This is a genomic window from Pseudanabaena sp. BC1403, assembly GCF_002914585.1.
In the GTDB taxonomy this organism is placed as follows: domain Bacteria; phylum Cyanobacteriota; class Cyanobacteriia; order Pseudanabaenales; family Pseudanabaenaceae; genus Pseudanabaena.
In genome coordinates this window covers 506,479-530,592 of sequence record NZ_PDDM01000001.1, presented here as the reverse complement: position 1 = coordinate 530,592, position 24,114 = coordinate 506,479, and the positions used below count along the sequence as shown (strand labels likewise).

The following is a 24,114-nucleotide window of genomic DNA, read 5'->3' as shown; positions in this document are numbered from 1 at the left end:
TAAACCTGTCTCCTGTTCTGTTGTTCGTTAATTGTCTATCCTAAGATCCTCCATCTTTTGGCTTCTTTTTATTCATGCAACAACGCCCATTTACATCGCCATCCTCAGTCTTGGCAAAAGAACTTGAAAGAGTAGTGCGATCTGTCGAGGAACGATCTGGAAAATTACAATCGCCTGCCTAAAAATCTTGTAAAATACAATTAGTTCGCTATTATCTGAAAGTATGAGTATTACCGCAACAATTTATCCTTATATTGCCGCTAGTTCTGAGATTGCGGGTGGTGCGCCAATTATTGAGGGTACGAGAGTAACGGTGCGGCGGATTGCTGGATATTATCAGATGGGGATGAATGTGGATGAAATTTTAAGTGTGCTTTCCCATTTACGACCTTCTCAGGTACATTCGGCACTTGCCTATTATTTCGATCATCAGGAGGAAGTTGAGAAGGATTTGGAAGAGTCTTCTAATATTGAGTATTGGAAGAGTCAAGCGTTAGTTCATCCTAAAGCGGGTCGTTAAAGATGGCTAAGGTAAAGTTGTTGCTAGATGAAGATGTGCAGCTTGACTTGGCTTCGGCTTTACGCAAGAGGGGATATGAAGCTATTCATGTGCAGGAGTTGGGACGAAAAGGGAGAAACGATCGCGAACAGATTGAGTATGCGATCGAGCAGGGTGTTTGTATGTTTACTTTCAATGTGAAGGATTTTGTGTTGATACACAATGACTATGTGATTTCAGAAAAGGAACATTTTGGAATTATTGTATCGCCTCAGTTGCCAATTGGGGAAGCTTTACGAAGGTTGTTAGCTTTGCTGCAAAGAAGTTCCCATGAATCGATAAAAAACGTGTTGGAATTTCTATGAATAATATTTAGAGTAAATTGCAATCTAAAAAATAATTTTTTCCTTTTTCCTTTCTACTTTTTCCTTGAATTTATGACAGATGCAGAGTTATTGGCAATAATCGCACAAGCAGAACGTGAGGGCTGGACAGAACTCGATCTGTGGGGGAATGATCTGGAAGGATTATCCAGCGAAATTGGACGGTTGCAAAGTCTGGAAAAGTTTATTTTAGGTAAGTTTGACTATAAGGAAGGAAAGAGTAAAGGAAATCGTTTAACTTCTATTCCCCAAGAGATTTTTCAATTAATCAATCTCAAAGAACTTTCCATTGCATTCAACAAAATCACGGTGATACCAGACGCGATCTCCAACTTAGCAAATCTGACTACGCTTGACCTCAATAGCAACCAAAAATCCTTGCACCTGAAATCTACGAAGTCGAATTCAGCGATGATGACGGACAAACCTACGCTACACAAGCCTTACCAGCAAATCAACTCCTAAAACTCCATTACAAACCTATGCCAAACTCCATATCAAACAACATTCATCAATACGGCTCAGGAGATAACATTGCAGGGGATAAAGTCCTTGGTGACAAAGTAATGCGCGATAAAATTGGCACACAAATTAACGGCAACGCCAACATCGGAAACCTTGCTAACGAAGTCAAAGACAACGCCCGTCAACAAGCGTCAAACTTCACCCAAACCAGCGGCGCAAGCGTAGCAGAACTCCTGCAAATCATCAGCAACCTGCGCCAAACCGCCGCCCAATTTCCACAGGAAATCCGCGAAGATGTCACCATCGACATCGATGACGTAGAAATCGAAATACAAAAACCAGAACCAGAACGCAACTTACCCAAACTCAAAAAACGCCTACTAGCCCTACTAGCCGCTGTTACCTTTGTCGCCTCCCCGATCGCAGGCATGACCGACTTCGCCAACAACGTCATGGACATAGGCAATAAATTAGGCATAGGACTTGTATTGAAATAAAAGATGAGAGGCGGCGTGAGAAGCCTTGACTCTAATCTTTTGGGCTAGCCGAACAACAAAAAACTCAAGGTTTTCCAGCTTTACCAAAAAAAGAAAAGCGCGATCGCACCTTTCTTTTTTATGATGGTAGTCATGCCAAGATTTCAAAGCCGACTTTTTAATTGGATTGATACCTCCTTACCCGCCCAAATCGGACGCAGCGTAAGGCGATCGCTCGATCAAAAAATTCGCCAACTCTCAGGACTACCCCTCCAAGAATTGCCGCGCTTGCTAGCCTATCAAGTAGCCAAAGCTGCGCTATATCCCGTATATCTGCTCACCTCGACCACCAAACGTATTTTCCCCAGCCTCGATCGCAGCAAAATTGATCCCAAAGAAAAACTGCGATCGCAACCAGAAACAACAGGGCTATTACCAAAATCTACAAACCAAGAACTAGATCAAACAACAGCTCAAAAAGTAGAGCCAACTAATGACCTACCTAAGTCAGAAATCCCATTATTTTTTCGTCCATTAGCCAAATTTTTAGACTGGATCGATCGCACCAAAACACAACTAGATCGCAAAATATCTGCGATCGTCAAGCGTCCGTCCGAGAACCTCTCAACCACCGAAACCTCAGAACTAGAACCCAAACTAATCGCCAATCGCCTCTTTGCCGAAATCTGGCGGCAACAGATAGACCAAGCCCAAGCAGAACAAAACTCATTAAAAGAAAACAACGGACTATCTGAAAATGTCGCTCTAGGCAAAAACAAAAGACTAGAGCAATTACGCCGCTTAATCGAAGCTGCGATCGCCTACTTCTTTGGCAATCAAACTCAGCCTCAAGATCAGAGCTTAGAAAGCAACGAAGAAGTTGCAGAAATATTCGGGACAGAATCTCCTGATGCAGAAGCATTACCAGATAGTCCTAAGCTAAGGCGGCGGCGAGTCACTGCGGCAAAATCTGGAAGACTCAAAGAAAATGCACCTCTAGCCGAAACTAACAATCTAGATCGACTGCGAGATCTCATCGCCGCCGCAATTGATTATTTCATTGGCAAGCGATCGCTAGATGGCAATCCAGATGGCAATCCAAATGGTATCAGCGGGACACAGCCCGACCTGCTGACAGAAAAAATAATTGATAAGCTTCAGTCCAGATTCGGCAGTTATCCCAATCGAGATCCAAATCCTGAGTCAGAATTTGATGATGCTCTCAAACTCGACAATCAACTCGAACGCCTCCAAAAGTTAATCGAAGATGCGATCGCCTATTTCTTTAATAAACAGCGATCGCAACCAACTCTAGATGAGACCTCGGATATTACGCCTAGCGCTGAAGCTTGGTTAACGATGGAGGATCTATTTGGCGATGATAACGGGCCTTGGCCACTTCCATTGGAATATGAATCCATTTCGTTTAGTAAATCACCCGATCGGACAGCAATCCATTCATCCAGTGAGTTACAGAATTTTGAAACCACAACCACCCAAATCTCCCAAGATCAGCTTGAAAGTAGCCTAGTTTTTGAAGAAGAATTGCAGATGTATCAATCGCAAAGTTCCGACAGAGACAGCGATCGACCTTTACGGGCATGGATTGAAACAAAAGCAAATCTTTGGGGCTACTCCAACAATCCTGTGATGATATTTCTCCTTTGGATTGATGCGATCGTTGTGAAGATCGAGAATTCGATTATTAAACTATGGAAAGGATTGATCAGTTTTCCAAAACGCTTAATTTATTTCATCCGTTATGGAAAATCTAGATAGAAGATGCAACGCTTTGTGTTTTGATATAACTCCTATGGTTTTCACGTTTGTTGTTTATATCTGAAAGCGTAAAATTATTTGGCAAGTACAGGTCTTTATATATACTTAGTACTTATGCAATATACTCCCCCTAAAAACACATCACATCGCTCGCTTAGCAAGTTAACCATCACCCTCGCGATCGCGATCGGAAGAAAAATTTGGGGTAGGGGAAATCCCCCCGTGCTTGCCCTGCTACGCTAGCAGTAAGAGATTCATTATCTGCTTTCCACGTAATATCAGTTACTTGTTTGTAACTGATATTACGTGGAAGGAATTATTAAAATCTAAGAGCTATTTAAGAGAATGCCGAAAAAAGTCTTTATTACAGGTGCGAGTGGTTGTGTTGGTCATTATTTGACCGAGATGCTTCTAGCCAAAACTGATTACGACCTATATCTGTTGGTGCGCGATCGCAATAAATTACAAATTGATATTAGCGATCGCCCTAACGTGCATATTATCGAAGATCCGATGCAGAATATCGGAAATCACAAGGACTTGCTTCGCACGATGGAATTCGTCGTCAGTACAGCCGCCGCTTGGGGGGGAGAAGAGGCATTTGTGGTTAACCGCGATAAAACCATTGAGCTATTTTCGATGCTCGACCCTCAGGTGTGCGAACGCGCCATCTATTTCTCTACAGCCAGTATTCTTGATTCCCATAATCAGATTATTCCTGAAGCAGGACAAATTGGCACACCATACATTGCCTCAAAACATGCCTGTCTTGAAGCTGTAGAAAATTCGATCATTCGCGATCGCCTAATTACTGTTTTCCCCACCCTCGTATTTGGTGGTGCTTCTGACAAGCCTTATTCACATCTTTCTAAGGGACTCAAGGATATTCTCAAATATGTCCCTTATGCGAGGTTCTTAAAAGCTGAAGGTAGCTTCCATTTTGTCCATGCGATCGATATTGCTCAAGTTGTTACGCATCTTCTTACTTCGCCTTCAGTTCCACAGTCTCCTGCTCGTCTAGTCTTAGGAATGCAGAAATTAACTGCTGAGGATTTAATCGCTCAATTCTGTGAATATTTGAACTTAAAAGTTGGCTGGCAATTTGCACTAAATCCATTCCTGATCGATGCCGTAATCAAATTATTCCGCATCGAAGTCGCTGCATGGGATCGCTTTTGCATTACCCAGCGCCATTTCACCTATGATATCGTCTCTCCAGAAACCTTCGATTTGGTATCCAAATATCCGCGTCTAGCAAATTTGCTTGCAGAGGTTAAATAACCGAACATCAGTTACGGTTAATGTCATGAATTATTCGCGTCCTTAGGCAATTTCCAAGAGAAAATATACCTATGCGTAGGGGCAGGTTTTGGAATAAACCTATTGGTAAATCATTGACTTGTAGCTAAACCTGCCCCTACAAGGATGCTGTAAACAAATAAAAAAGCTTCCCAAAGGGAAGCTTTCTTTCTTTATTAGGAATTACGCAAAAGAAGTAGGGGCAATTCATGAATTGCCCCTACTTCTTTTGCGTACATTTAACCAAGCTTTTTAGAACGATTGGCTCGCATCTCTTGCTTTCTCTTTCTAGCTTGGGCGCGACGATCGCTTGGTGTTGGCAAATTTGCGGGTGGCTCGACAATCTTCACCTCATTGATAAAGACTAATCTTGCATCAACGGGTTGATTGAGAGTATCTGTGATTTTTACAGCTTCAAAATCAGCATCGATCGCTGCAAATTCAGTCTCGTTCAGCCAAGCATGATACTTCTTACGGAATTTAGGTTGTTGCTTCAGTTCCTGTTGCAACTGTTCGAGGGAGCCTTCTGTCCATTGATAGTAAAGATTTTTACTGCGGATTTGGGTTTTTGATTCAGAAGTTTGTTGAGCAAGAGGATTATTTGCCCAAGGAATGCGATGATCCCATGTGGCAAGCCCACCAGCGCGATCGCTCTCAAGCAGTCTCTCTAAAATTTGGAGATCAGAATGCTCAGTTACCCGTTCTGGGAATCGGCAAAAGCTTTTGGTTAGGTCAGTCTGAGATGCGCGTAGGAGATTCATGATATTGCCTTGGGCATAGCCGATCGCTGTTTGCCGATCGCGTAAAGTCTCAAGCAAGCTATGCAATTCGCGCTGCAAAGAATCGACAGTACCATAGTACGCCAAGAGGCGATTGGTAAGTGGTTGTAAAATATGACGAATCTGGGTTTCGCGAATGTAGTCTTCGGCGCGGTGTTGGACAAGAGCATAACTCATCAAGAATTCGGGACTACGCTCAATCGCCGCATTGTAAGCCATATCGACCAATCGATCGGTCATATATTCCATAACTACGGGCTGTTGCGTGAAGCTGTTGGCATTCTTCTCAATCAGCGATCGCCAGCGTAGAGAAATCACCGATTCCAGAATTTGCGACTTGGAAATCATTGGCACGATATCTTGACGCAGATTGTCAGTGGTAATTGCTTCACGTTCGATCGCTAGCCAATACATCACCTGTTGCTCACGTTCAGAAAGACGACCATATTGCTGATCAAGGAGATAACGGATATCGCCGAACACATTGGCATCCTGATCGAGAAATTCTTGAATGTCCCCATCGAACATGCTGTTGATCGAACGCGACACAACTGTTAGCGCGAGTGGATTGCCACAATAGAAGTCGATCAATTTCCGAGTTGCCGAAGCGATCGCCAATTCAGGTTGAAACATTTGCCGCGCTTCTTCTTTTAAGCCAGACAATTGTAAAGAACGTACCATGCGATCGCTGCTGTCGGGTGGTAACACATCATGGGGTTTTTCGCGGCTGGTTAGAATTAAACAGCTTTGATGGCGCACTTCCCCAATTTGACGGAATAACTCACCATAGCCTTCATAACCTTCATTATACTGCCCCGCGATTTCGCCACTACGGAGAATTGATTCCACATTATCTAACACAATCAAACAACGCGATTGCTTTAGAGCAGGAATGAACATCCCCAAGAGACTGTTTAAATCATGAGGCAAAGTTGCGATCGCTTGATTTGTTAAAAAGCTGACCAATTCCGCAAGCATCATTTCTACGGTTGGCGCATTGCGAAGGGATTTCCAAGCGATCAGCGTAAATTCTGACTGTACTTGTTCAGCAAGCTTGGTTGCAAAGGCTGTTTTACCAATACCTCCCATCCCAAATACTCCCAAAAGGCGGCAGCGATCGCTAATTACCCAATCTTTGACCGTGGCAAGTTCTTCGGTACGACCATAAAAAATTGATGTATCGATCGCATTGCCCCAATCACAGCGCTTAGCATTTACATCAATCGCGATCGGTTCAGCCGCGATCGGTTCAGCATTGTGAGGATTGACGAGACTCAAAGGATTGTGAGGATTGTGAGCGATCGGTTGCTGTTGAGTAGATTGAGACTGAAAATTTTTAGATTGAGTCCGCACTACTACTTGCAGATTGTGCTTCGTTACCCGCTCATCAAAAGCATCTGACAAGATTTTCCATAGACGATAACCAACATCACGAATATATGAAGAATCATATCCGCAAGCCTCAGCAATCTCAGAGTAAGTCCTGCCATCCCATGTTTGGCGAAATACTTGCTCCTGAATGTTGCTTAGGCGCTTGTTTTGTAAAGCCATATCAACAATTGCGATCGCGTCTTCAATAGTCATCGTCATCATGCTCATAACTCCTCTCAATTAATGTCTCAGTGAATGTCTCGGTATCGGATTAGTAATGGCGAAAGCAGGGCTGAACTTTAGAGTTTAAATTTCAGAACTCAAACAAATAATCTAAATAATGATCACTTGTTTGAAATTGTCTTAATGCCTAACGTTATCTAGTAATTAAATTAATTATCTATATGTGATGACTAATTACAGCAATTTCATATGAATTGATAAACATATTCTTGTTTTTTCACGCTAGATAAATAACATATTTTTTTGTGTTTACAATAGATTTATCTAACTTTTTACCAGATCCTGATTTAGTCTGACATTGGTCTAGAGCTGTACCAATTTTTTCTTGTCTTTTCTGATATATCTACATAAATAAGGCTTTACAGATGTCAGACAGGCAACAAGTGCAGCTAATCTAATCATAAATTATTGTTTTTGCAAACAAAATATTTAATTATCTTGTTTTGACTTCCTGCAAAATACTAGCGACTTGAATAAAAGTTTTCTAAATGAGAAGTATTTTTGAATTAATGCAATTGCAATTTATAAATTAGTCAATAAATAGTGAACTATTTCTACTTTTTATAAATGCAAAAGTTTAATCATGCTCTTAATCAGTATTTTTGATTTTATTCATGTATTTACTGACAAAAAATACTATTTTTTCTGGTGTGCAAATTGAGATTTGGATCATATGCTGTTTGCCAACAAAGGTTATGTAGTTGATTTATTCAGCTTCAAGTCCTTTGCGAGACTCGTTAAACTCACTTACCCTCACATAAAGAAATATTTAACTCTTGTATCACTGGTAAGTGCATATAGCAATAGGAAATTCTTGTTTTCCGACAAAAAACGACTTTTCCTCATATAACCTCACAAGTAGAGGCATTGAAACATGAGCGCCCCCCATCATTTGCCCCAACGTCATCTAAATTTAATATCAAGTCATCCACGCCAAACTGTGATGTTTGGCGTTCGACCTAGTATTGCCGATCGCTTTTCGCATTTACTATCCGAGATCGAGTCATTTTTATTGGCTTGCACCCATGAGGAGATGTGTAGCTTTTGGAATGCGATCGCCAATCTGCGCCAATACTTACAAAAAGACGTTAATTCTTCAGAAGTGCCGCAATTTCTCAATGGAAGACGTAAACAGCGAGACTTTTGCCGCATTTTAGAGGTGTTAGCAGACTTGCCTTATCCCCATTTGCACCTATCTACGCAATTATCTAAAAGCGCAAGCGATCGCTATCAGCATTGTGCCTATCCTCACTTAGTAACACAGCGATAAGGGAGGATATATGCAAAGTGATGCTTTCCCCACGCCGCCAATCTATGTGCATCAGTTTCAGCCTCGGTTGGTACAAATTGATTCCGAGCCGCAGCAAGATAGCGATAGCGCTTTGAGCTATTTACTAGATGAGATTGAGCTACTGATTACAGACTGCTCGCTAGAGGAATCTCGATCTTTCTGGTCAGCAACTGATCGGATCAAGATCAAACATCGCGTCATTGAATCAATGCAAATGATTGAAAGCCTGTTTCTTGACTTAGCCAAAGCCTCAACTCAAGATCCAGATTTGATTTCTGCTGTTTCCGAAAGTCTTCGCTACACAAGCAATTCACAAGTCATTCATCCAGCGCAGCATGACATGCCAAATTTCCTCAAGCAACAGGCTTGTTGATCTCCTCAAATATTTAGGCGCTATCCAAATTAAATCACTTACAACAAAGGTTAAAGTTATGAAGTTTTTACTATCTGTTCTTTCTGCTGCCGCTTTGCTAACTCCATTTGCTGGTAGTGCATCTGCATACTCTCAAGACCCCCGCAGCTGTAGTGACCCTCGCACCCAATATCCGTCAAATCCCCCTTGTCAAAAACAGCAAAATTTACTTAACGTTTATTACAACAGGGTCAACTATTAGTCAGACAGAGCAAAACAGTTATGAGAAGGAAGCAGTTTCTTCAATTTGGAGCTGGGGCGATCGCGTTGTTCACATTGGATCGTCTCGGTAATAATGCTGTTCAAGCTCAAGATTTTGCTGATTTTGCCAAAACATCTAATCGCGAAAAATTATGTGCTCACGCCCTCTCTGGAAGGCTTGATCGAATCATGGGTGATGGTGCTACCTCTGAAGTCCAACTCTTACGACTCTTACGACTAAATAAAGCACCTTTAAATCTCTATGGCGACTTGCCAGCTATCTATCGTGAAGAAGCGGTGATTGAGGGCGTTAACTATGACATCGCTTTTTGTCAGATGTGCTTAGAAACAGGGTTTTTACAATTTGATGGGGATGTTCAACCTGAACAAAATAATTTTGGTGGTATTGGTGCGATCGGCAATGGGGTGAGGGGCGATAGCTTTAGCGATCGGCGCATTGGCATAAGAGCACAGATCCAACATCTCAAGGCATACGCCACTACCAAGCCTTTAGTACAGCCATTAGTTGACCCAAGGTTTAGTTTAGTGAAGCGGGGGACTGCGCCATTGGTAGGGCAGCTTGCAGGGCGATGGGCTGAAGATAGCAACTATGACAAAAAAATTATGGCAATTCTCCGTCGGCTCTACGAGTTGGCTGGTTTTTTTGCCTAAAACCACAAAAGGATGAGGCGGCGCAAAGCGCCGCCTCATCCTTTTGTGGTTTTAGGACAGATCGCTAACAATAGAATCGAGATATCAAATTTGAAATGCTGAACATTAAGCATTTATTGATTCCTCCGCTAAAATCTGTTCGCCACCTTCACTATAAAACTTTTATTTTTAGCATGGAAAAACACGAACAAATCACGATCGCAGAATATCAACTTACCGCCGAGTCATATCGCGTTGGCACATGGGATCATGATGTATCGCAAAATCGTGAAGCTCTCATCGCAGCAATGCCCAGAGTCCCAGGTAAGATTTTGGATCTGGGTTGTGGTCCTGGACGAGATCTAGTTGCATTTCAGGCTATGGGGCACGAAGTAACGGGACTAGATGCCACTCCCTCATTTGTGGAAATGGCAAAACAGGCGGCTGGTTGTCCTGTATGGGAGCAGAGTTTTTTAAGCCTCGATCTACCCAGTAATAGCTTTGATGGGATCTTTGCCAACGCTTCATTAATCCATGTACCCAGAGCAGATATGCTGCGGGTGCTAAAGAATTTACATGAGGCTTTGTGCGATCGCGGAGCCTTAGTGATGTCGATGGTGCGCGGAAATCAGGAAGGTTTTTCCGAAAGACCTACTGGTTATCGCTATGTGAGTGGCTGGGAATATGAAACCCTAGCTCCAAAACTTTTAGAAGCCCAATTTCAGATTCTGAGACATTATTACCGACCAACTGGAGTTGCGATCGAAAATCAATCATGGTTAGTCCTCGTTGCCCAAAAAGTTCTCAATTAGAGAATGTCGGCGCGAAGCGCCGACATTCTCTAATTGGGTTTATTTGCATTTGCCAATGGTTCCATCGGTCAAGGTTGCACCGCAAAAATTTGCACCTTGTAAAACTGCACCCCGTAGATTTGCACCCGTAAGATTTGCGCCTGATAGATTAGCGCGTTGTAAATTTGCACCAACAAAATCTGCACCACGTAGGTCAGACTGACTCAGATCTGCGTCAACTAGTCTCGCACCGCGTAAGCGTGCTAAGCGTAGATTTGCACCTGATAAATCGAATTTAGTAAAATTCCGCTCTTCCCCGCCACGATTGACGATTTCCCAGACTGTACGCCACTTGCGATCGAGAATAGTTTCTTCATTGATGATGCTTTCTCGTAGATTAGCAAGGCGAAGATTCGCTCCTTCGAGATTTGCGTCTGACAATTGTGCTCCTGTAAAATCTGCTTCCGTGAGATTTGCTTTTGTTAAGTCTGCATAGCGTAAATTAGCAGCATTAAACTTGACACGGACAAGATTGCTCCGCCGTAAATTCGTGATGAATAGATAAGCCTCCGTGAAGTTCGCATCCTCTAAATTCACGCCAGCAAGATTGGCTTTCTCAAAATTCCCACCTGACAAATCCGCCGCCACCAGAGTTTGTCCTTCCACGCGCTGATTGACGATTTTCCAGACTAGAAACCACTTAGGATCAAAGAATGTGTCGCTATCAATTTTGCTCGATCGCAGATCGGTATGAAATAAATTCGCTCCCGCAAAGGTAGTTCCCTCTAAACTTGCTCCTTCTAGATTTGCCCTTGTCAGATTCGCCTCGCTAAAATTAGCTCTACGAAGATTGGCGCGTTTAAGTCGTGAATTGGAGAGATCGGCTTTTTCGAGATCGGCTAAGGATAAATTGGCGCTTTCGAGATTAGCACCATCGATTTTTGAGCCGATTAGTTTCGCGAACTGTAAATCAGCATTTTTTAAGGAAGCTTGATTGAGAATTGCCCGTTCAAGGATAGCGTATTTGAAATTAGCTCGAAATAGATTTGCCCCTTCGAGTTTCGCTTCCAGCAAATTTGCTTTCAAAAAATCAGCGCCAGACAACAAGGCAAAGCGCAGATCTGCCCCCAACATATTCGATCGCATAAACTTTGCGCCATCTAGCTTAGCCCCGCGCATATCGGCTTTGCGAAGATCGGCATCCCGAATATTAGCATTGATCAAGTCGGCTCCCGCTAGTCTTGCATCGGGCAGGTCACACTCTGAACATTCTTTAGTTTTGATCAGTTGATCGACATGGCTTTGATTGGCGGCAATTACTGATGTCGCGGTAGTGATGGCGATGAGCGTAGAAATAGCGATCGCAGTTTTGCCTATACCCATCCTTTTGTCTCCGCATCCATCATTGGTTTTTCGAGTTTAATATACTCAATTTTTGCAGCTTGCAAGATATGTTTCATCTGCACAGGTTCATTGTGATCCGCCGCAATAAAAGCTGAATTAAGGGCAATATTACGAATGTTACCACCCGCAACACTGAGCTTACCAAGTTTTAGGTAGTCTAGTTCAAGAATGGGAGTTTGCTTTGGGAAAGCTCGCCGCCAGATTTCAGCGCGTTGCTCTGCATCAGGGAAAGGAAACTGAATCACAAAACGTAACCTTCTTAAAAATGCTTGATCGAGAGAATTTTTAAGATTAGTAGTTAGTACAGCTAATCCGCGATAAGCCTCCATTCTTTGTAGCAAATAGCTAACTCCAACATTGGCATGGCGATCGTGACTGTCTTTAACTTCGGTGCGCTTACCAAAGAGGGCATCAGCTTCATCAAAGAGTAGAATCACACCACCACCTTCCGCAGCATCAAAAATGCGTTTGAGGTTTTTTTCGGTTTCGCCAATATATTTGTCAATTACAGAGCTAAGATCAATGCGATAGACATCAAGCTGTAACTCATTCCCCAATACTTCCGCTGCCATCGTCTTGCCAGTGCCGCTTGAGCCCGCAAACAGAGCACTAATACCTAAGCCCCGCCGACTTCTACCTGCAAATCCCCATTTTTCATAAACAGTTAAGCGTTGGCGTACATGGGCGGCAATATCATGCAGCACAAATTTTTCTTTAGATGGCAAAATCAGATCTTCCCAAGTTGCCGTTGTTTCTACACTTTGAGCAAGTTCGTCAAGGCGCGGACGAGATTGAGCGCGACAGGCATTCCAAAGTGATTGATGGAAGGTGTGATTTAATTCGGGGTTGTGTGTGCTTTTGGCTTTAAGAGAAGCATTGTAGATATGCGTAGGGGAGAGGTTGAAATAAGAGACAAGTTCATGAATGGAGCCATTAAGAGAATCTTTGCTCTCACTATCAAGATCGCTAAGAGATTCTTCCCATAATGTCTTTTGCTCATCGATAGAAGGCGATCGCACCTCAAAAGTGATGATTGTCCGCTGATGTTGGCGACGGCGAGTTTGACTACTAATGATCATTGGACATTCGAGAATCTCGATCAGATAGCCAATCGCCATATCTTGATTTTGATTGGGAACTTCATCGCGATCGCAGTCTATCAATAGAGCAATATCGCTTAATGAATATTCGCGATCGCATAGTTGCGCAATTAACTGGAGATTGATTAAATCATGGGGTAAAAGGTTAGCTGGTATTTTATAAAGCTTTAATTCCAGATCATTGCAGATATCAGATGCGATCGCCATTTTGCTAGCTACATCTTCGCCGCATAGTTGCAAAACAGGTAAATGCTTTAATTGATTTTCATTGGAAGCACTTGCCCAAGTAGCGATCGCTTGATTGACAACTTGTTTATGGGAATCAATCTGGACAGAATTGGCAATTATCGGTTCTAAAAGTTGGAGTAAGCGTTGATCAAGATGCTGATCTCCCATTAGATAATGCAAAATCCGTTCGTCAACTCGCAGTGGGCTAGCCGTAAGCGCATTCCCTGCTCCCAGCTCTACTAAATGCCATCGCCGTAAATTTGAAGCTGGTGAGAAGGCTGACCAATTGGCATGATCTAGTATTGACATCGCTAGACTAAATGTGGCATAGGTTTGCTTGGGATCGTTTGTAATTTCTGCACAAAGATCTCCCCAGCTTGGATTCAATTCTAAACCTACACATAACAGCAAAATATCTCTTTCAAATTCAGAAAGACTTAAGCTTTTGCATAGTTTGGTAAGATAGCTATTGACCTGCTGTTTTTGTGGAGAAGATTCAACTTGCGCTTCAAAAGGGGAGCCTTTTTTTAATGCAATTTTTTTCTCTAGAACAAGGCCAATCCTAGCAAGTGCTGCAAATAGATCATCTTGGCTGCGCTTTAACCAAGTTTCAGTAGTGATCAAAGTATCTGTCAAAGTGTTTAGCGATGCAGTCATGCTTCTTCGGTTACTGCTTTGATTAAATTTTCCAGATAGGGGCCTGCTTCGTTAACTGATAGCAAGATCACTTCGCCTTGTTGCAAGATCTCATATTTCCCTCCGTGAAATCCATGCCCAGCGATTAACCCCATTGATACAGCGAGGTTACCTGTTTCTGTGAGTTTGTTGACGCTCATTGTCTCCATTTCCAGATTCAGGCGTTTACTAAGTTCATCTTCATTCATAGTTATCCCTGTTCCTTGACATCACATCTTAAGACAAATTATGGCTTTGTTGAATTGTAAATTGCGGTATCATTTTATGAAACCAATTTTGAGGTTTTGATGCAAGCTTGCCGTTGGCGAGCTTTAATCAATAGAGGTTTCATTATTATAACTACTTATACTTTTCAGAATCCATTGGGTTGTATCCTTAAGTATAACCTTTGTCCTATTCATTAAAAAAACTGCAAAATATGAGGAGTGAACCAACCATATTTGCCTCAAATGCCGCTAAAAGCAATACCGAGCAAGATGTAGGAATGAATATGGTGGATATCTTGACCCTATCCACGCGGCAGCAGCAAATTATCAATTGGATTATGCGCCAACAGCAGTCTACCTTGGAGGTAATCGCTGTATATATTGAGGCTGAGCTAGAAGAGACAAGTGCCGAGATTGCAGATTTAATCAGTCAAGGATTTATTGAAGAGCGACAAGAGCAGGGGGTGACATATTACGAGATTGACTTTCGTCGTCAGCAAAGTGCTGAAACTTTAGACTCGATGTCTTCGGCATCAGTGTCCCTGCGACCGTTATCGATCATTCTCAATCCTTCGGGGACAGTCTCAACATCAACGGGCGAGAGTTTTGAGTTATGCGTCACAGTCACCAACCAGGGCGATCGCAGTGCATTGATCAGTGTAGCACTCGACAAAGACTCTAGCTCGATTTATCCTTGGTGCGCTTTTCCGTCAGAGAGCTTGGCTTTGAGTGTTGGGCAAAGCTGCGAAGTTGTGTTCCTAATCCAAGTCCCACCAACTACTCCCCCTGATGAATACAACTACACCTTAATCATTGATGCGCCCAAGCATTATCCAGAACATACGCCGATTCAATATAAAGGTCGCGTAATTGTTCTTCCTTCGATTCAAGAGGTGGTCAGAGTCAATGACCCCACCTTTGTCACATTACCGCGCACCTCGTCTGACAATCCGCATCCGATGCGATTGGGTGAAATTTGGCAAGTTCTCGTATCTGTTTCCAATCGCTCCGATCGAGTCGATCGCTTTCGGGTCACTGTGCCCGACCTAGATCCTAAATGGGTTTCGATTTACTATCCAGAGGGCTTGGCACTAGCTGGTATTGTCGAAGCCGTCGATGGGTTGCCGCTTAATCCTGATACCCAAGGCCATGTTACCGTAATTTTTAAGCCGCCCATAGATGTATGGGCAGGGATTTATGCGCCGACTATTCGCATCCATTCCGAGAATAACTCAGAGCTTTCATTATTAGATATTGCCTATTTTGAGATTCTTCCCACCTATCAACTTGATATTCAATTAGTGACATTGCGGACAAGAGTTGTCCGTGAGCCATCCCTGTATGAAATGCGCTTTAAAAGTAATGGCAATATTGCCCGTGAGCTAATCCTCAGAACTAATAGCCCTGAACAAGATGGATTGTTAATCTATACCTTGTCCATGGAAGAACTTAAAATAGCTCCCTTTGGAATGGCAAGGGTCAATATTGAAATTGAGCCGACGAAAAAATGTAAGCCAAGGTTTTTAAGCGATCGCTACTTAAATTTCATTATCGAAGTTGAAGATAAACAGGGAGCTCTACTGCCTAATGATCGCTACACAGGTAGTTTATTATTGCCTGCTCGTCCTTGGTGGCAGTTTGTTTTGTTGATTATTGGTATTTTGGGGTTAGTTGGGACAATTATCTTTTTAATTTGGTGGTTCTTTTTTAGACCACCTGATGTGCCGCAGGTAGTTGAGTTTTCTTCTGAATCACCTACCTATCAAGAAGCTGCCAATGAAGCGATTCGCTTACGCTGGCGGGTTACCTATCCAGAGATATTAAGTGAAATGAGGATTGAGGGGCTCTCAAACGATGAGAAGGCGATCAGTCAACCTGTAGTCTATAACTTTAGTAAGGGAATTCCGCCCGAACTAAAGGAATATTGTGTAATTGATCGCGACTTGTTTTGCCAAAACGTGCCAACCGATGCGCGTAAGCCAAGTCAGTATATTTTCCAGATGAATCTATCATCGAAGAATCCTAAAATCAAAACGATTCCATTAGCAAAAACCGCGAAGATTTTAGTGGAGCCGATTCCCCAAGCTGAGATTTTGGAGTTAGCATCGACTAAGCCTCTTTATACCGAGTCTAAGCCAGTTTTGCCAACGGTTGTATCTGCGCCCATTGCTCAAGCTAGACCTTCAGAAAATGCTCCTGCTCTTGAGACAAGTAATTCCAGCAATTCTTCTGCTCCTCAGTCTTCAAGCCCTGCGAATATTGCTTCAATAACCAACTTTACTGAGCCAAACTCGATCGCAATCATCTTGGAAAAGCAGGTATTTTTCACAGCAATTGGGATTTCCAAAGGCGGGATCAAACCAAGAATCATCAAGCCTAAGCCTGATCTGGATAACGAAGTAAGACTGAACTGGACTATATCTAATGCTAGTCAGGTTAAGGAATTAACCATCGTAGGTCGTTCACCTGAAGGAGAAATCAAGAGTCCGCCGTTACGATTCTTAGTCACTGAAGGTTTACCGCGATCGCTGCGCCCATACTGTACAATTTCTAACGATCAGATGATTTGCAAAAATGTCCCTACCGAGGTTACGGCTTCAAGTAGCTATATTTTTGAGTTAGCGATCGTACCTAGAAAGCCCCCAGTCGATCCCAAAGCCGTTCCTGTTACGAAAAAAACTGAAGTCACTAAAATTGCGCCTTTTCCTGCCAAAATTCTTGAGCTAAAGGTAAATGGACAGGATGCACTACCACAATATTCTTTCAATCTTAATCCCGATATTCCCGCAATTCTCACCCTATCTTGGAAAGTCGAAGCTTCGGCATCTGCCAAAATCGAACTACTCCCCGCCCCTGGAAATATCGCTGCTGTTGGGCAATTAGCTTTGCCATTAAGTCCGAAGTCCGCAGAAGTAACCTATGTCTTAAAAGTAACGAATCCCGATGGACAAATAATCATGCGCTCTTTCATTGTCCAAACGATCGCACCACCGCCTGCGCCCAAATCGGAGCAGACTCCACCGATCGCGTTACCACCTGAGCTGCAAGTTCCTGAGATTGACTCGCCACTAATTTCTCCTAACACGGGGATAAATCAGCGATCGGGTGGCACACTTACACCCTCAGAAGTTCCACCCAGTCAAAAATAAAGAACCTCATCCCTTCTCTCTCCTTTGCAAGGAGAGGGAGAAAAGAAAAAATTAGAAAAGCTAATTGATTATGATGACAGAAGAATTTGATTTTGAATTGCCCAAAGGATTAATCGATGCTAATGGGGAATTGCACGCTCAGGGCAAGATGAGACTATTGACCGCCAAAGATGAACTGATTGTGCAGGACTTGTCCAGCCGCGATCGCAATATAGATATCGTATTTTTATTACTAGCTCAGGCGATCGCCAAATTAGGAAGTCTACATCAAGTCACCGCGCAACAACTTGAGCAACTCTTTTTACCAGACTTTGTCTATTTCCAAGATCTATTTAGTCAACTACAACCGCAAAACGTAACTACATCGGGGGAATCATAGGCTACCCCTCGGAGAGGTTGTATGAAGAGGTAGCCTTCATTGCTTTTTACTTCCATTGGTCAAGAGAAGATATTCTAAACCTCACCCATGCCGAACGCTTACGTTGGGTCAATGAAATCATGCGATTACGTTAGAGCAAATCGTGGTGCGGCGGCGAAGCCGCCGCACCACGATTTAATCGCCAGATAATCCACAATCGCGGTTATTTAGCTTGCCGTCGGACATGATCGTGCGACAAAAAATACTTTTTTGCGAATTACTATCCTTTAATAAAGCCGCGTTAAACTTTGCCCCTCTCAAGTCCGCACCTCGAAAATCAACATTTTCTAAGTCGGCATTTGTAAAGTTTGCCCAGCGTAAATTTGCATCCTGAAAATTTGCATCTTTTAAGTATGCACCGATCAGATTTGCACCGATCAAGTTAGCCTTACGCAAATCTGCCGCCCGCATTTTTGCCAAGCTCAGATTTGCGCCATTGAGTTTTGCCTCAGTGAGATTGGCGTTGCTTAATTCGCATTCTAGGCAAGCTCTAGTTTCCAGCAATTGCCCAACAGGATCAGCGATCGCAGTTTGGACAAACGAAAAATATATAGGTAATGCGATCGCGCCAGATAAAAAGTAATTATGCAACATTGGCAATCCTAAAAGAATTGTTAGTGATAAGACTGAAGGTTCAGCGTAAAATTCGGGGTAAATTTACTACCTAAAACCCCCCTTAAATGCCAACATAGATTTTCTTATTGATATTAGAATACATTTTCAGGAGTTGATTGGCACTCCCCAAATATTATCCCAAAAGACTAATGTTATTAGCTTTACAACTTATGAACGCAAATGGACTCGAACCATCGACCCCCACGATGTCAACGTGGTGCTCTAACCAACTGAGCTATGCGTTCTGACGGATTAATAATATAACATAGTAGAAGTATATTTAACAAAAATCTATGAAATTAATTTTGTATAGCAAGCAAGATTGCTGTCTATGTGAAGGGTTGCTAACAAAATTACAGCAGGTTAAAAATGTGGATTTTGAGTTAGAGGTTAGAGAAATCACGACTAACTCTGACTGGTTTGATCGCTATCAATATGAAATACCTGTGCTCTGCCTATTTAACGATCGCCAACAGGAGCAAGAACTGCCCAGATTTCCGCCGCGATCGCCAGTTACAAAACTTGAAGATTTATTGCAACGCTATGTATAAAAAGTTAATGCGCTTTGTGTCCAAACCCGATCCAATCAATATTTTAAAAGTTTTGCAAGTTTTTTAAATTCTCAAAATGGCATTGTCATTGTGAGAATATGCATAAAAGCCTAAAAGAGAGCTGTTGCACTTTGTGCAACAGCTCTCTTTTAGGCTTTTATGTCCTGATACACTTGGCGGCAGCTATATTCAGTTGAGAGCAAAATGCGTAATAAAATTTGTCGGTTAATTCGGGAAAGCCCATTAGTATTGAAATTTACAGTTGTCAGCAATTTCTTGTTTCTGCTGATATATTTACGCGATATAGGTTTTTATTTCTTTCCCAATGCGGCATTTGCATTGTTGCTATTGAGCGCTTATCCAATTGGAATCCTCTATCTGATTACTCTGATTTGGTCAATCTTTTATGCTCTTTTCCAATTTAAAAAGTTTAAATACAAAGCTCTCATATCGTTCTTAATTCATACCGCAATGATTTTGCTAGTAGTCAATGTAAACTTTACTAAGGTTTGGATTAAGTTCAATTTTGAGATATTTTTGCGCGATCGCGAAGAAGTCGTTACTCTAGCCAAGTCAGATCAGCTCCAAACAAACTCCCGTAATAGAACCGTATTACCATCAAAATATGTAATGACATCTTGCGATGGCACAGTTGATATCGTTCATAATCCAAACATTACCATTCTCTTTTGTACTTTTAAGGGAATTGATAGTGTTGCTGGCTTTATTTATAGCGATATTAATATTGATGGTAAGCAAGGCTCTCAGTCACCAAATTTAGATCAGTTTTCGCAAGGCAAAATTGTAGATGTTGAGAAGTTACGCGATCGCTGGTTCTGGTTTTCCTCAACTTAATGGATTCAAGTCAGTAATTTGGAACCTGCAAGGTGTATCTAAAATTATGGCGATTGAAAAGAACTTGTCAGCACTTGTTTCGTAGTGGTAAGAGCATAGATATCAATTACTCCTGGATATCTGGATGCACCTCGTGTTTTTAAACTGGACATACCCAATGCAATTTTTGCATTGCCACTATCACCAATTTTAGAACAGCGACTAAAGCGGCTATGGGCATTGACAAAAATCGTGCTGCTATTAATACGGCTAACAAAGCGATCGCGCTCGGACAAGGAGTCCGTCAGTAATACATCGGCGTGACCACTGCTGTATTGATTAATCCATGCGATCGCCTCTTCCGTATCATTGACGATTTTGATCGCGATCGTCTCGTCTAAATAAGCCTGTCCCCAGATATCCTCGGACTCGATCGATTGGTCAATGAGGACTTGACTTGGTTTGTCGGTTTCGTCGCTATGGGATTCTTCTAGAAATTGCCGAAAATAAGCAGTTGTCTCCGCACATCCACGCACTGCCAAACCTTGCTTTTTGAGACTGCTGATCCACTCACCTAACTTATGATCGATTAAAGAGCGATCGAGCCATGACCGATGTACAACGACTTTTTCGATCGCATTAACCGCATCAGGATCGCCTTTCCGACTATTGAGGATAATTTCTTTGGCGAAGTCCAACTGACCTGAAGCTGATAAATAGAGGTAGCAATTACCCATTGAAATTGGTAAAGCGGAAACCGTCGCTTGTTTGCTCACCTGCTGTACAAAGCTAGGACGACCATAAGGAATAACCAAACGTAAATATTTTTCTTGGACAATTAATTCTTTGAGTGCCACACCTTTGGGGACACAGGTCATACATGCCTCAGGAAAATCTCTAGCAATAAGGATATCTTTGGCGATCGCAGCGATCACTTCTTGTGTATTTGTACCTTCATTTCCCCCTTTGAGAATAATCGTATTGCCAACCTTTAGGCACATCCCTGCCGCGATTAAGCCTAGTTGAGGAAAACCCTCATATATAAAGGCTACTACTCCTAACGGTACGCGCTGATAGCCATTGATGCCCACATGTAGGGTTAGGGGATCGGGTAGATTCGCAAGTTGGATCAGACAGTCGATCGTATTGTTGAGCCGTTCGGGAGTCAGTTTTAGCCACTCTAGTACCAAATCTGGTACAGCCATATCTCGACTTGCTTCTAAATCCAACGTATTAGCTTCTAAAATCGCATTTTTATGCTTTTTAACGCCATTAGCAATTTCTAGCAGCAAACTATCCCGTTCTCTGGTAGAAACTTGCATGAGTTGCAGCGCTGCCGCATGGGATTTATAAATGAAGCCTGTAAGGTCTTCTGGTGACATATTCTGTAATAAATAATTGTTAAATATCGCGCTGACGAATCACAAGCAATCGCCATATTAGCAAACCCAAAAGGGCAAACAACAAAATGGCTAAAGGAATACCTAAAGTTGATTTTAGATTTAGCGCCCAGACAATGATTAACGCAAAAAATAATCCCGAAGCCATGTACATCAGAGCTGTTTCTACCCGAGCCTGTTGACTATTTCCTAGAATAGGCTGCCATTTGCCAATCCATTGCCATGTATGTTGTTGAGATTCAATGCCACCTAATTGCAAAAGACTATAGCCGTCATTCTCTAGCTGAAATAGCAAAGAGCAGCGATCGCAACCAAAAGCGTCAGTCAGTGCGATCGGCTTTAGCTTTCCACGTTTGCGGGGGCAAGGACAGGGATAAATTTGTTCTAGATCAATTTTTTGAGGCTTATGGATATGCACTAGATAGACATACTCAACAAGGTTGCTAAAGGTAGGCTAATGGCAGAAATATAGATCGAGCACTAAATCAGAATGATTGTATATTACTAAAACCGAGAAGGTAAAGGCAGCGTTTTAGATCTTTCTTATCACTTACTTAAAAAATTTGTGTCGCAATTCACCCATATTGATGTATTATTTGATTCGGTGTAAAAAAACACCTTAAACAAGCGGATGTGGCGGAATTGGTAGACGCGCTAGATTTAGGTTCTAGTATCTTTGATGTGAGAGTTCGAGTCTCTCCATCCGCATTCTCAAATAAAACAAGATGCTGTGCAAAGCACAGCATCTTGTTTTATTTGAGCCATTCTTCAAGACTAGTGGTTAATTTATAAGTGATTTGGGCAGTCAGTTGATCTCGCTTTTGTTTGCGAAGCCATTTTTGAAATTGTTTTTCGTATTCTTCGCTTTCTGGCTGGTAAGCAACCCATGTATCCAGCGCTACACCGAGTCCCCAAAACAATAGAGGATAGATAGCCCAGCCAATATTGCCAGAGGTAAACAAGTTGAGTGTGACTAAAAAAGAATTAACGATCGCATATTTCAACACATTTGCTTGCAAAGATTTCTTTTTGTATTTATCAAACTCTACTTGCTCTTTGCGAACAGCTCGCGTAGATTGCCACTCTTGCACAGACGCTAAGAAATCAGCTTCACTGACTCCCATATCTGAGGCGATCTCATATATCTGCTGTTTGGTCAGGTTTTGACCGTTAGTTCTCTTTGCAAGTGCATAGCGGAGAATCTGATCGACTTGTTCTTCTGAATAAGTTTCCATATTTTCCTTCATGAAGATCAATTCAAGTATAGCTATAGCCATCAATTTTAGAGAGTGGCGGCGCTTCGCGCCGCCACTCTCTATTTGGTTTTATCCTAGCTCAGTAATGAAGCGATCGCAGCAATCGCGTAGCCAATAGGTATAAGATTCTGGATTTTTTTGAATATCTGCTTGTAAAATTTTTAAATCTATCCATTTCCAATCTTCTGCTTCTTCAGGATTGAGAACTGGACTGCGACCGCTATATCCTACAAATACATGATCAAATTCATATTCTGTTAGTTCATTATCTAGTTTTGCCTGATATATAAAACTAAAAACTTCGCGCAATTCACAATCAAAACCCATTTCTTCTTGAAGTCGGCGATGGGCGGCTAGTAAGGTTTGCTCTTCATGGCGTGGATGACTACAACAGGTATTTGTCCAGAGTCCACCCGAATGATATTTATGTTTGGCTCGTTTTTGAAGTAATAGTTGATTATGTGAGTTGAGCACAAAAATTGAAAAAGCTCGATGTAGTAGACCTTCACGATGTGCTTGTAATTTTTCAGCAACACCTATTTGGCGATCGCTTGTATCTACTAAAATAACTTTTTCTTCTAAATGCTGAGTTAGTTGCAATGTTGCATTCATGATATTTACAAAAATAATATTTTAAAAGCCTTGTAAAGCAAGGCTTTTAAAATATTATCTGGTTTTGCTCAGAGGAAAACCATGTATAGCAATGAAAGTTTTGCTTAGGACATAAAACCCAAATAAATGAAGGCGGCGCGAAGCGCCGCCTTCATTTATTTGGGTTTTGATTTGTCCTAGCTATCTCTTTAAACCCGAAGAATTGAAGAATGGCGCTTTGCGCCGTTCTTCAATTCTTCGGGTTTATAATGATGTTTTAGAATCAAATGCTCATTTGTGTGACAGCTATTTTGCCAGAGAAGCAAACATCAACATCAGTATTTGGAGTGCGATCGCGAAGATTATAACGACCTGTATAGATGACGCGATCGCCATCGGATTTAAACTCTAGGGGCAATGGTTGGCTCGACTTTTCACAAAATATTATTTCAGGAGTTTCCTTACTCTCTTTTGGATCAATATGTGGCAAATTGACATTCCAATAGGACTGTGGTGGGAGTTTAATTTCTAAAAGTTGCTTAATGACTACAGCCGTTGTATGTGCTGCCCAATCCCAATCAAAAGCTTTGCGACGATCTTGATAATGGGAAATAGCGATCGCAGGAATATTATGAAAAGCTGCTTCGCGCACTGCTGCTACTGTCCCCGACATATAGACATCCACGCCCATGTTGCCACCATGATTAATGCCTGACAGCACCAATTTCACATCACTATACAAATGCGCGATCGCCACCCTTACACAGTCAGCAGGTGAACCAGCGATCGCATAGATATGCTCGTTACGTTTAGCAATTGCGATCGGTTCATTGGTAGTTACTTGATGTCCACAACCCGAATATTGGCGGGATGGTGCTGCGATCGCGCCTTTAGTCCCAAATACTAGTTCAGTAGCTTTTTGCAAAGACCAAATCCCCTCAGCATCAATGCCATCGTCATTGGTCAAAATAATTGTCATATAGCAATCCTAAATGGTTTGTGAGAGAGTGCTCCAAAGGGGTACTC

At 42.2% G+C, this 24,114-nt stretch carries 24 protein-coding genes, 2 tRNA genes and 1 pseudogene; 16 read left to right on the top strand and 11 right to left on the bottom strand.

The window, feature by feature from the left end:
• Nucleotides 1–223: 223 nt before the first annotated feature.
• From CQ839_RS02470 to CQ839_RS02445, 6 genes are all read left to right on the top strand, one after another.
• The gene (locus tag CQ839_RS02470; RefSeq protein ID WP_103666672.1) at nucleotides 224–520 is read left to right on the top strand and encodes a DUF433 domain-containing protein; all 297 of its coding nucleotides are present in this window, start codon (nucleotides 224–226) and stop codon (nucleotides 518–520) included.
• A 2-nt stretch (nucleotides 521–522) separates the two neighbouring features.
• Nucleotides 523–864 carry a DUF5615 family PIN-like protein gene (locus tag CQ839_RS02465; RefSeq protein WP_103666671.1) on the top strand — a complete coding sequence of 114 codons (342 nt, stop codon included), beginning with the start codon at nucleotides 523–525 and terminating at the stop codon, nucleotides 862–864.
• Between the two features lie 72 nt (nucleotides 865–936).
• Complete coding sequence (locus tag CQ839_RS25430; protein ID WP_103666670.1) at nucleotides 937–1,347, top strand: leucine-rich repeat domain-containing protein; 411 nt, start codon at nucleotides 937–939, stop codon at nucleotides 1,345–1,347.
• The gene (locus CQ839_RS25425; RefSeq protein WP_219817711.1) at nucleotides 1,257–1,844 is read left to right on the top strand and encodes a DUF4926 domain-containing protein; all 588 of its coding nucleotides are present in this window, start codon (nucleotides 1,257–1,259) and stop codon (nucleotides 1,842–1,844) included. The genes CQ839_RS25430 and CQ839_RS25425 overlap by 91 nt, the downstream gene beginning before the upstream one ends.
• A 132-nt stretch (nucleotides 1,845–1,976) precedes the next feature.
• Nucleotides 1,977–3,602 carry a hypothetical protein gene (locus tag CQ839_RS02450; protein ID WP_146048679.1) on the top strand — a complete coding sequence of 542 codons (1,626 nt, stop codon included), beginning with the start codon at nucleotides 1,977–1,979 and terminating at the stop codon, nucleotides 3,600–3,602.
• A gap of 345 nt (nucleotides 3,603–3,947) precedes the next feature.
• Nucleotides 3,948–4,883, top strand: coding sequence for an NAD(P)-dependent oxidoreductase (locus CQ839_RS02445; RefSeq protein ID WP_103666668.1), 936 nt, complete (start codon nucleotides 3,948–3,950; stop codon nucleotides 4,881–4,883).
• A 257-nt stretch (nucleotides 4,884–5,140) separates the two neighbouring features.
• Here CQ839_RS02445 and CQ839_RS02440 read toward each other — a convergent pair whose 3' ends face one another.
• Nucleotides 5,141–7,264 (bottom strand): NB-ARC domain-containing protein, encoded by a 2,124-nt coding sequence (locus tag CQ839_RS02440; RefSeq protein ID WP_181016057.1) that lies wholly within the window; start codon nucleotides 7,262–7,264, stop codon nucleotides 5,141–5,143.
• A gap of 904 nt (nucleotides 7,265–8,168) precedes the next feature.
• Between CQ839_RS02440 and CQ839_RS02435 the strand changes: the two genes are divergently transcribed.
• From CQ839_RS02435 to CQ839_RS02420, 4 genes and pseudogenes are all read left to right on the top strand, one after another.
• A complete protein-coding gene (locus CQ839_RS02435) occupies nucleotides 8,169–8,564 on the top strand; it encodes a hypothetical protein (RefSeq protein ID WP_103666666.1) in 396 nt (131 codons plus the stop codon).
• Between the two features lie 10 nt (nucleotides 8,565–8,574).
• A complete protein-coding gene (locus tag CQ839_RS02430) occupies nucleotides 8,575–8,958 on the top strand; it encodes a hypothetical protein (protein ID WP_103666665.1) in 384 nt (127 codons plus the stop codon).
• A gap of 411 nt (nucleotides 8,959–9,369) precedes the next feature.
• A pseudogene (locus CQ839_RS02425) lies at nucleotides 9,370–9,870 on the top strand (glucosaminidase domain-containing protein); the annotation flags it as partial.
• Nucleotides 9,871–10,043: 173 nt separating this feature from the next.
• Nucleotides 10,044–10,661, top strand: coding sequence for a bifunctional 2-polyprenyl-6-hydroxyphenol methylase/3-demethylubiquinol 3-O-methyltransferase UbiG (locus CQ839_RS02420; protein WP_103666710.1), 618 nt, complete (start codon nucleotides 10,044–10,046; stop codon nucleotides 10,659–10,661).
• A gap of 39 nt (nucleotides 10,662–10,700) precedes the next feature.
• Here the strand turns inward: CQ839_RS02420 and CQ839_RS02415 are convergent, their stop codons facing one another.
• Genes CQ839_RS02415 through CQ839_RS02405 form a run of 3 tightly spaced genes read right to left on the bottom strand, consistent with a single transcriptional unit; the run spans nucleotide 10,701 to nucleotide 14,256 of the window.
• Complete coding sequence (locus CQ839_RS02415) at nucleotides 10,701–12,023, bottom strand: pentapeptide repeat-containing protein (protein WP_103666663.1); 1,323 nt, start codon at nucleotides 12,021–12,023, stop codon at nucleotides 10,701–10,703.
• On the bottom strand, nucleotides 12,014–14,029 hold the full coding sequence (locus CQ839_RS02410; protein ID WP_103666662.1) for an ATP-binding protein: 2,016 nt from the start codon (nucleotides 14,027–14,029) through the stop codon (nucleotides 12,014–12,016). The genes CQ839_RS02415 and CQ839_RS02410 overlap by 10 nt, the downstream gene beginning before the upstream one ends.
• Nucleotides 14,026–14,256, bottom strand: coding sequence for a hypothetical protein (locus CQ839_RS02405; RefSeq protein WP_103666661.1), 231 nt, complete (start codon nucleotides 14,254–14,256; stop codon nucleotides 14,026–14,028). Before CQ839_RS02405 ends, CQ839_RS02410 begins: the two co-directional genes overlap by 4 nt.
• 230 nt (nucleotides 14,257–14,486) lie before the next feature.
• Between CQ839_RS02405 and CQ839_RS02400 the strand changes: the two genes are divergently transcribed.
• From CQ839_RS02400 to CQ839_RS25870, 3 genes are all read left to right on the top strand, one after another.
• Nucleotides 14,487–17,423, top strand: coding sequence for a hypothetical protein (locus tag CQ839_RS02400; protein ID WP_103666660.1), 2,937 nt, complete (start codon nucleotides 14,487–14,489; stop codon nucleotides 17,421–17,423).
• 70 nt (nucleotides 17,424–17,493) lie between these two features.
• Complete coding sequence (locus CQ839_RS02395) at nucleotides 17,494–17,802, top strand: hypothetical protein (protein WP_103666659.1); 309 nt, start codon at nucleotides 17,494–17,496, stop codon at nucleotides 17,800–17,802.
• On the top strand, nucleotides 17,787–17,936 hold the full coding sequence (locus tag CQ839_RS25870; protein ID WP_308455506.1) for a DUF6760 family protein: 150 nt from the start codon (nucleotides 17,787–17,789) through the stop codon (nucleotides 17,934–17,936). The genes CQ839_RS02395 and CQ839_RS25870 overlap by 16 nt, the downstream gene beginning before the upstream one ends.
• 40 nt (nucleotides 17,937–17,976) lie before the next feature.
• On the opposite strand, the gene CQ839_RS02390 is transcribed toward CQ839_RS25870, so the two are convergent.
• Both CQ839_RS02390 and CQ839_RS02385 read right to left on the bottom strand, forming a co-directional pair.
• Entirely contained in the window at nucleotides 17,977–18,435 is a 459-nt protein-coding gene (locus tag CQ839_RS02390; RefSeq protein ID WP_103666658.1) for a pentapeptide repeat-containing protein, read from the bottom strand.
• 192 nt (nucleotides 18,436–18,627) lie between these two features.
• A tRNA-Val gene (locus CQ839_RS02385) sits at nucleotides 18,628–18,701 on the bottom strand.
• A 48-nt stretch (nucleotides 18,702–18,749) separates the two neighbouring features.
• Between CQ839_RS02385 and CQ839_RS02380 the strand changes: the two genes are divergently transcribed.
• Both CQ839_RS02380 and CQ839_RS02375 read left to right on the top strand, forming a co-directional pair.
• Nucleotides 18,750–19,007 carry a glutaredoxin family protein gene (locus CQ839_RS02380; RefSeq protein ID WP_103666657.1) on the top strand — a complete coding sequence of 86 codons (258 nt, stop codon included), beginning with the start codon at nucleotides 18,750–18,752 and terminating at the stop codon, nucleotides 19,005–19,007.
• A gap of 204 nt (nucleotides 19,008–19,211) precedes the next feature.
• Nucleotides 19,212–19,862: a hypothetical protein gene (locus tag CQ839_RS02375; protein WP_103666656.1), complete on the top strand. Its 651-nt coding sequence runs from the start codon at nucleotides 19,212–19,214 to the stop codon at nucleotides 19,860–19,862.
• A gap of 44 nt (nucleotides 19,863–19,906) precedes the next feature.
• Here CQ839_RS02375 and CQ839_RS02370 read toward each other — a convergent pair whose 3' ends face one another.
• Together CQ839_RS02370 and CQ839_RS02365 are read right to left on the bottom strand one after the other, a co-directional pair.
• Nucleotides 19,907–21,223 (bottom strand): aldehyde dehydrogenase family protein, encoded by a 1,317-nt coding sequence (locus CQ839_RS02370; protein WP_103666655.1) that lies wholly within the window; start codon nucleotides 21,221–21,223, stop codon nucleotides 19,907–19,909.
• Between the two features lie 19 nt (nucleotides 21,224–21,242).
• Nucleotides 21,243–21,659, bottom strand: a complete 417-nt coding sequence (locus CQ839_RS02365) for a hypothetical protein (RefSeq protein ID WP_103666654.1) — start codon at nucleotides 21,657–21,659, stop codon at nucleotides 21,243–21,245.
• 209 nt (nucleotides 21,660–21,868) lie between these two features.
• Here CQ839_RS02365 and CQ839_RS02360 point away from each other — a divergent pair.
• Nucleotides 21,869–21,949: transfer RNA gene (locus CQ839_RS02360), tRNA-Leu, on the top strand.
• A 44-nt stretch (nucleotides 21,950–21,993) separates the two neighbouring features.
• Here the strand turns inward: CQ839_RS02360 and CQ839_RS02355 are convergent.
• The 3 genes from CQ839_RS02355 to surE form a co-directional block, all read right to left on the bottom strand.
• Entirely contained in the window at nucleotides 21,994–22,476 is a 483-nt protein-coding gene (locus CQ839_RS02355) for a 2TM domain-containing protein (protein ID WP_258040602.1), read from the bottom strand.
• A gap of 90 nt (nucleotides 22,477–22,566) precedes the next feature.
• The gene (idi, locus tag CQ839_RS02350) at nucleotides 22,567–23,109 is read right to left on the bottom strand and encodes an isopentenyl-diphosphate Delta-isomerase (RefSeq protein ID WP_103666652.1); all 543 of its coding nucleotides are present in this window, start codon (nucleotides 23,107–23,109) and stop codon (nucleotides 22,567–22,569) included.
• A gap of 262 nt (nucleotides 23,110–23,371) precedes the next feature.
• The gene (gene surE / locus CQ839_RS02345; RefSeq protein ID WP_103666651.1) at nucleotides 23,372–24,067 is read right to left on the bottom strand and encodes a 5'/3'-nucleotidase SurE; all 696 of its coding nucleotides are present in this window, start codon (nucleotides 24,065–24,067) and stop codon (nucleotides 23,372–23,374) included.
• Nucleotides 24,068–24,114 lie beyond the last annotated feature (47 nt).

Excerpts from the sequence above, each read along its gene's own strand:
- CQ839_RS02470 (WP_103666672.1), top strand. The coding sequence starts at position 224 with ATGAGTATTACCGCAACAATTTATCCTTATATTGCCGCTAGTTCTGAG.
- CQ839_RS02395 (WP_103666659.1), top strand. The coding sequence starts at position 17,494 with ATGATGACAGAAGAATTTGATTTTGAATTGCCCAAAGGATTAATCGAT.
- idi (WP_103666652.1), bottom strand. The coding sequence starts at position 23,109 with ATGAATGCAACATTGCAACTAACTCAGCATTTAGAAGAAAAAGTTATT.
- CQ839_RS02370 (WP_103666655.1), bottom strand. The coding sequence starts at position 21,223 with ATGTCACCAGAAGACCTTACAGGCTTCATTTATAAATCCCATGCGGCA.
- CQ839_RS02420 (WP_103666710.1), top strand. The coding sequence starts at position 10,044 with ATGGAAAAACACGAACAAATCACGATCGCAGAATATCAACTTACCGCC.
- CQ839_RS02435 (WP_103666666.1), top strand. The coding sequence starts at position 8,169 with ATGAGCGCCCCCCATCATTTGCCCCAACGTCATCTAAATTTAATATCA.
- CQ839_RS02375 (WP_103666656.1), top strand. The coding sequence starts at position 19,212 with ATGCGTAATAAAATTTGTCGGTTAATTCGGGAAAGCCCATTAGTATTG.
- CQ839_RS02445 (WP_103666668.1), top strand. The coding sequence starts at position 3,948 with ATGCCGAAAAAAGTCTTTATTACAGGTGCGAGTGGTTGTGTTGGTCAT.
- CQ839_RS02405 (WP_103666661.1), bottom strand. The coding sequence starts at position 14,256 with ATGAATGAAGATGAACTTAGTAAACGCCTGAATCTGGAAATGGAGACA.
- CQ839_RS02390 (WP_103666658.1), bottom strand. The coding sequence starts at position 18,435 with ATGTTGCATAATTACTTTTTATCTGGCGCGATCGCATTACCTATATAT.
- CQ839_RS02465 (WP_103666671.1), top strand. The coding sequence starts at position 523 with ATGGCTAAGGTAAAGTTGTTGCTAGATGAAGATGTGCAGCTTGACTTG.
- CQ839_RS02415 (WP_103666663.1), bottom strand. The coding sequence starts at position 12,023 with ATGGGTATAGGCAAAACTGCGATCGCTATTTCTACGCTCATCGCCATC.
- CQ839_RS02440 (WP_181016057.1), bottom strand. The coding sequence starts at position 7,264 with ATGACTATTGAAGACGCGATCGCAATTGTTGATATGGCTTTACAAAAC.
- CQ839_RS02450 (WP_146048679.1), top strand. The coding sequence starts at position 1,977 with ATGCCAAGATTTCAAAGCCGACTTTTTAATTGGATTGATACCTCCTTA.
- CQ839_RS02400 (WP_103666660.1), top strand. The coding sequence starts at position 14,487 with ATGAGGAGTGAACCAACCATATTTGCCTCAAATGCCGCTAAAAGCAAT.
- CQ839_RS02410 (WP_103666662.1), bottom strand. The coding sequence starts at position 14,029 with ATGACTGCATCGCTAAACACTTTGACAGATACTTTGATCACTACTGAA.
- CQ839_RS02430 (WP_103666665.1), top strand. The coding sequence starts at position 8,575 with ATGCAAAGTGATGCTTTCCCCACGCCGCCAATCTATGTGCATCAGTTT.
- CQ839_RS02355 (WP_258040602.1), bottom strand. The coding sequence starts at position 22,476 with ATGGAAACTTATTCAGAAGAACAAGTCGATCAGATTCTCCGCTATGCA.
- CQ839_RS02380 (WP_103666657.1), top strand. The coding sequence starts at position 18,750 with ATGAAATTAATTTTGTATAGCAAGCAAGATTGCTGTCTATGTGAAGGG.
- surE (WP_103666651.1), bottom strand. The coding sequence starts at position 24,067 with ATGACAATTATTTTGACCAATGACGATGGCATTGATGCTGAGGGGATT.
- CQ839_RS25430 (WP_103666670.1), top strand. The coding sequence starts at position 937 with ATGACAGATGCAGAGTTATTGGCAATAATCGCACAAGCAGAACGTGAG.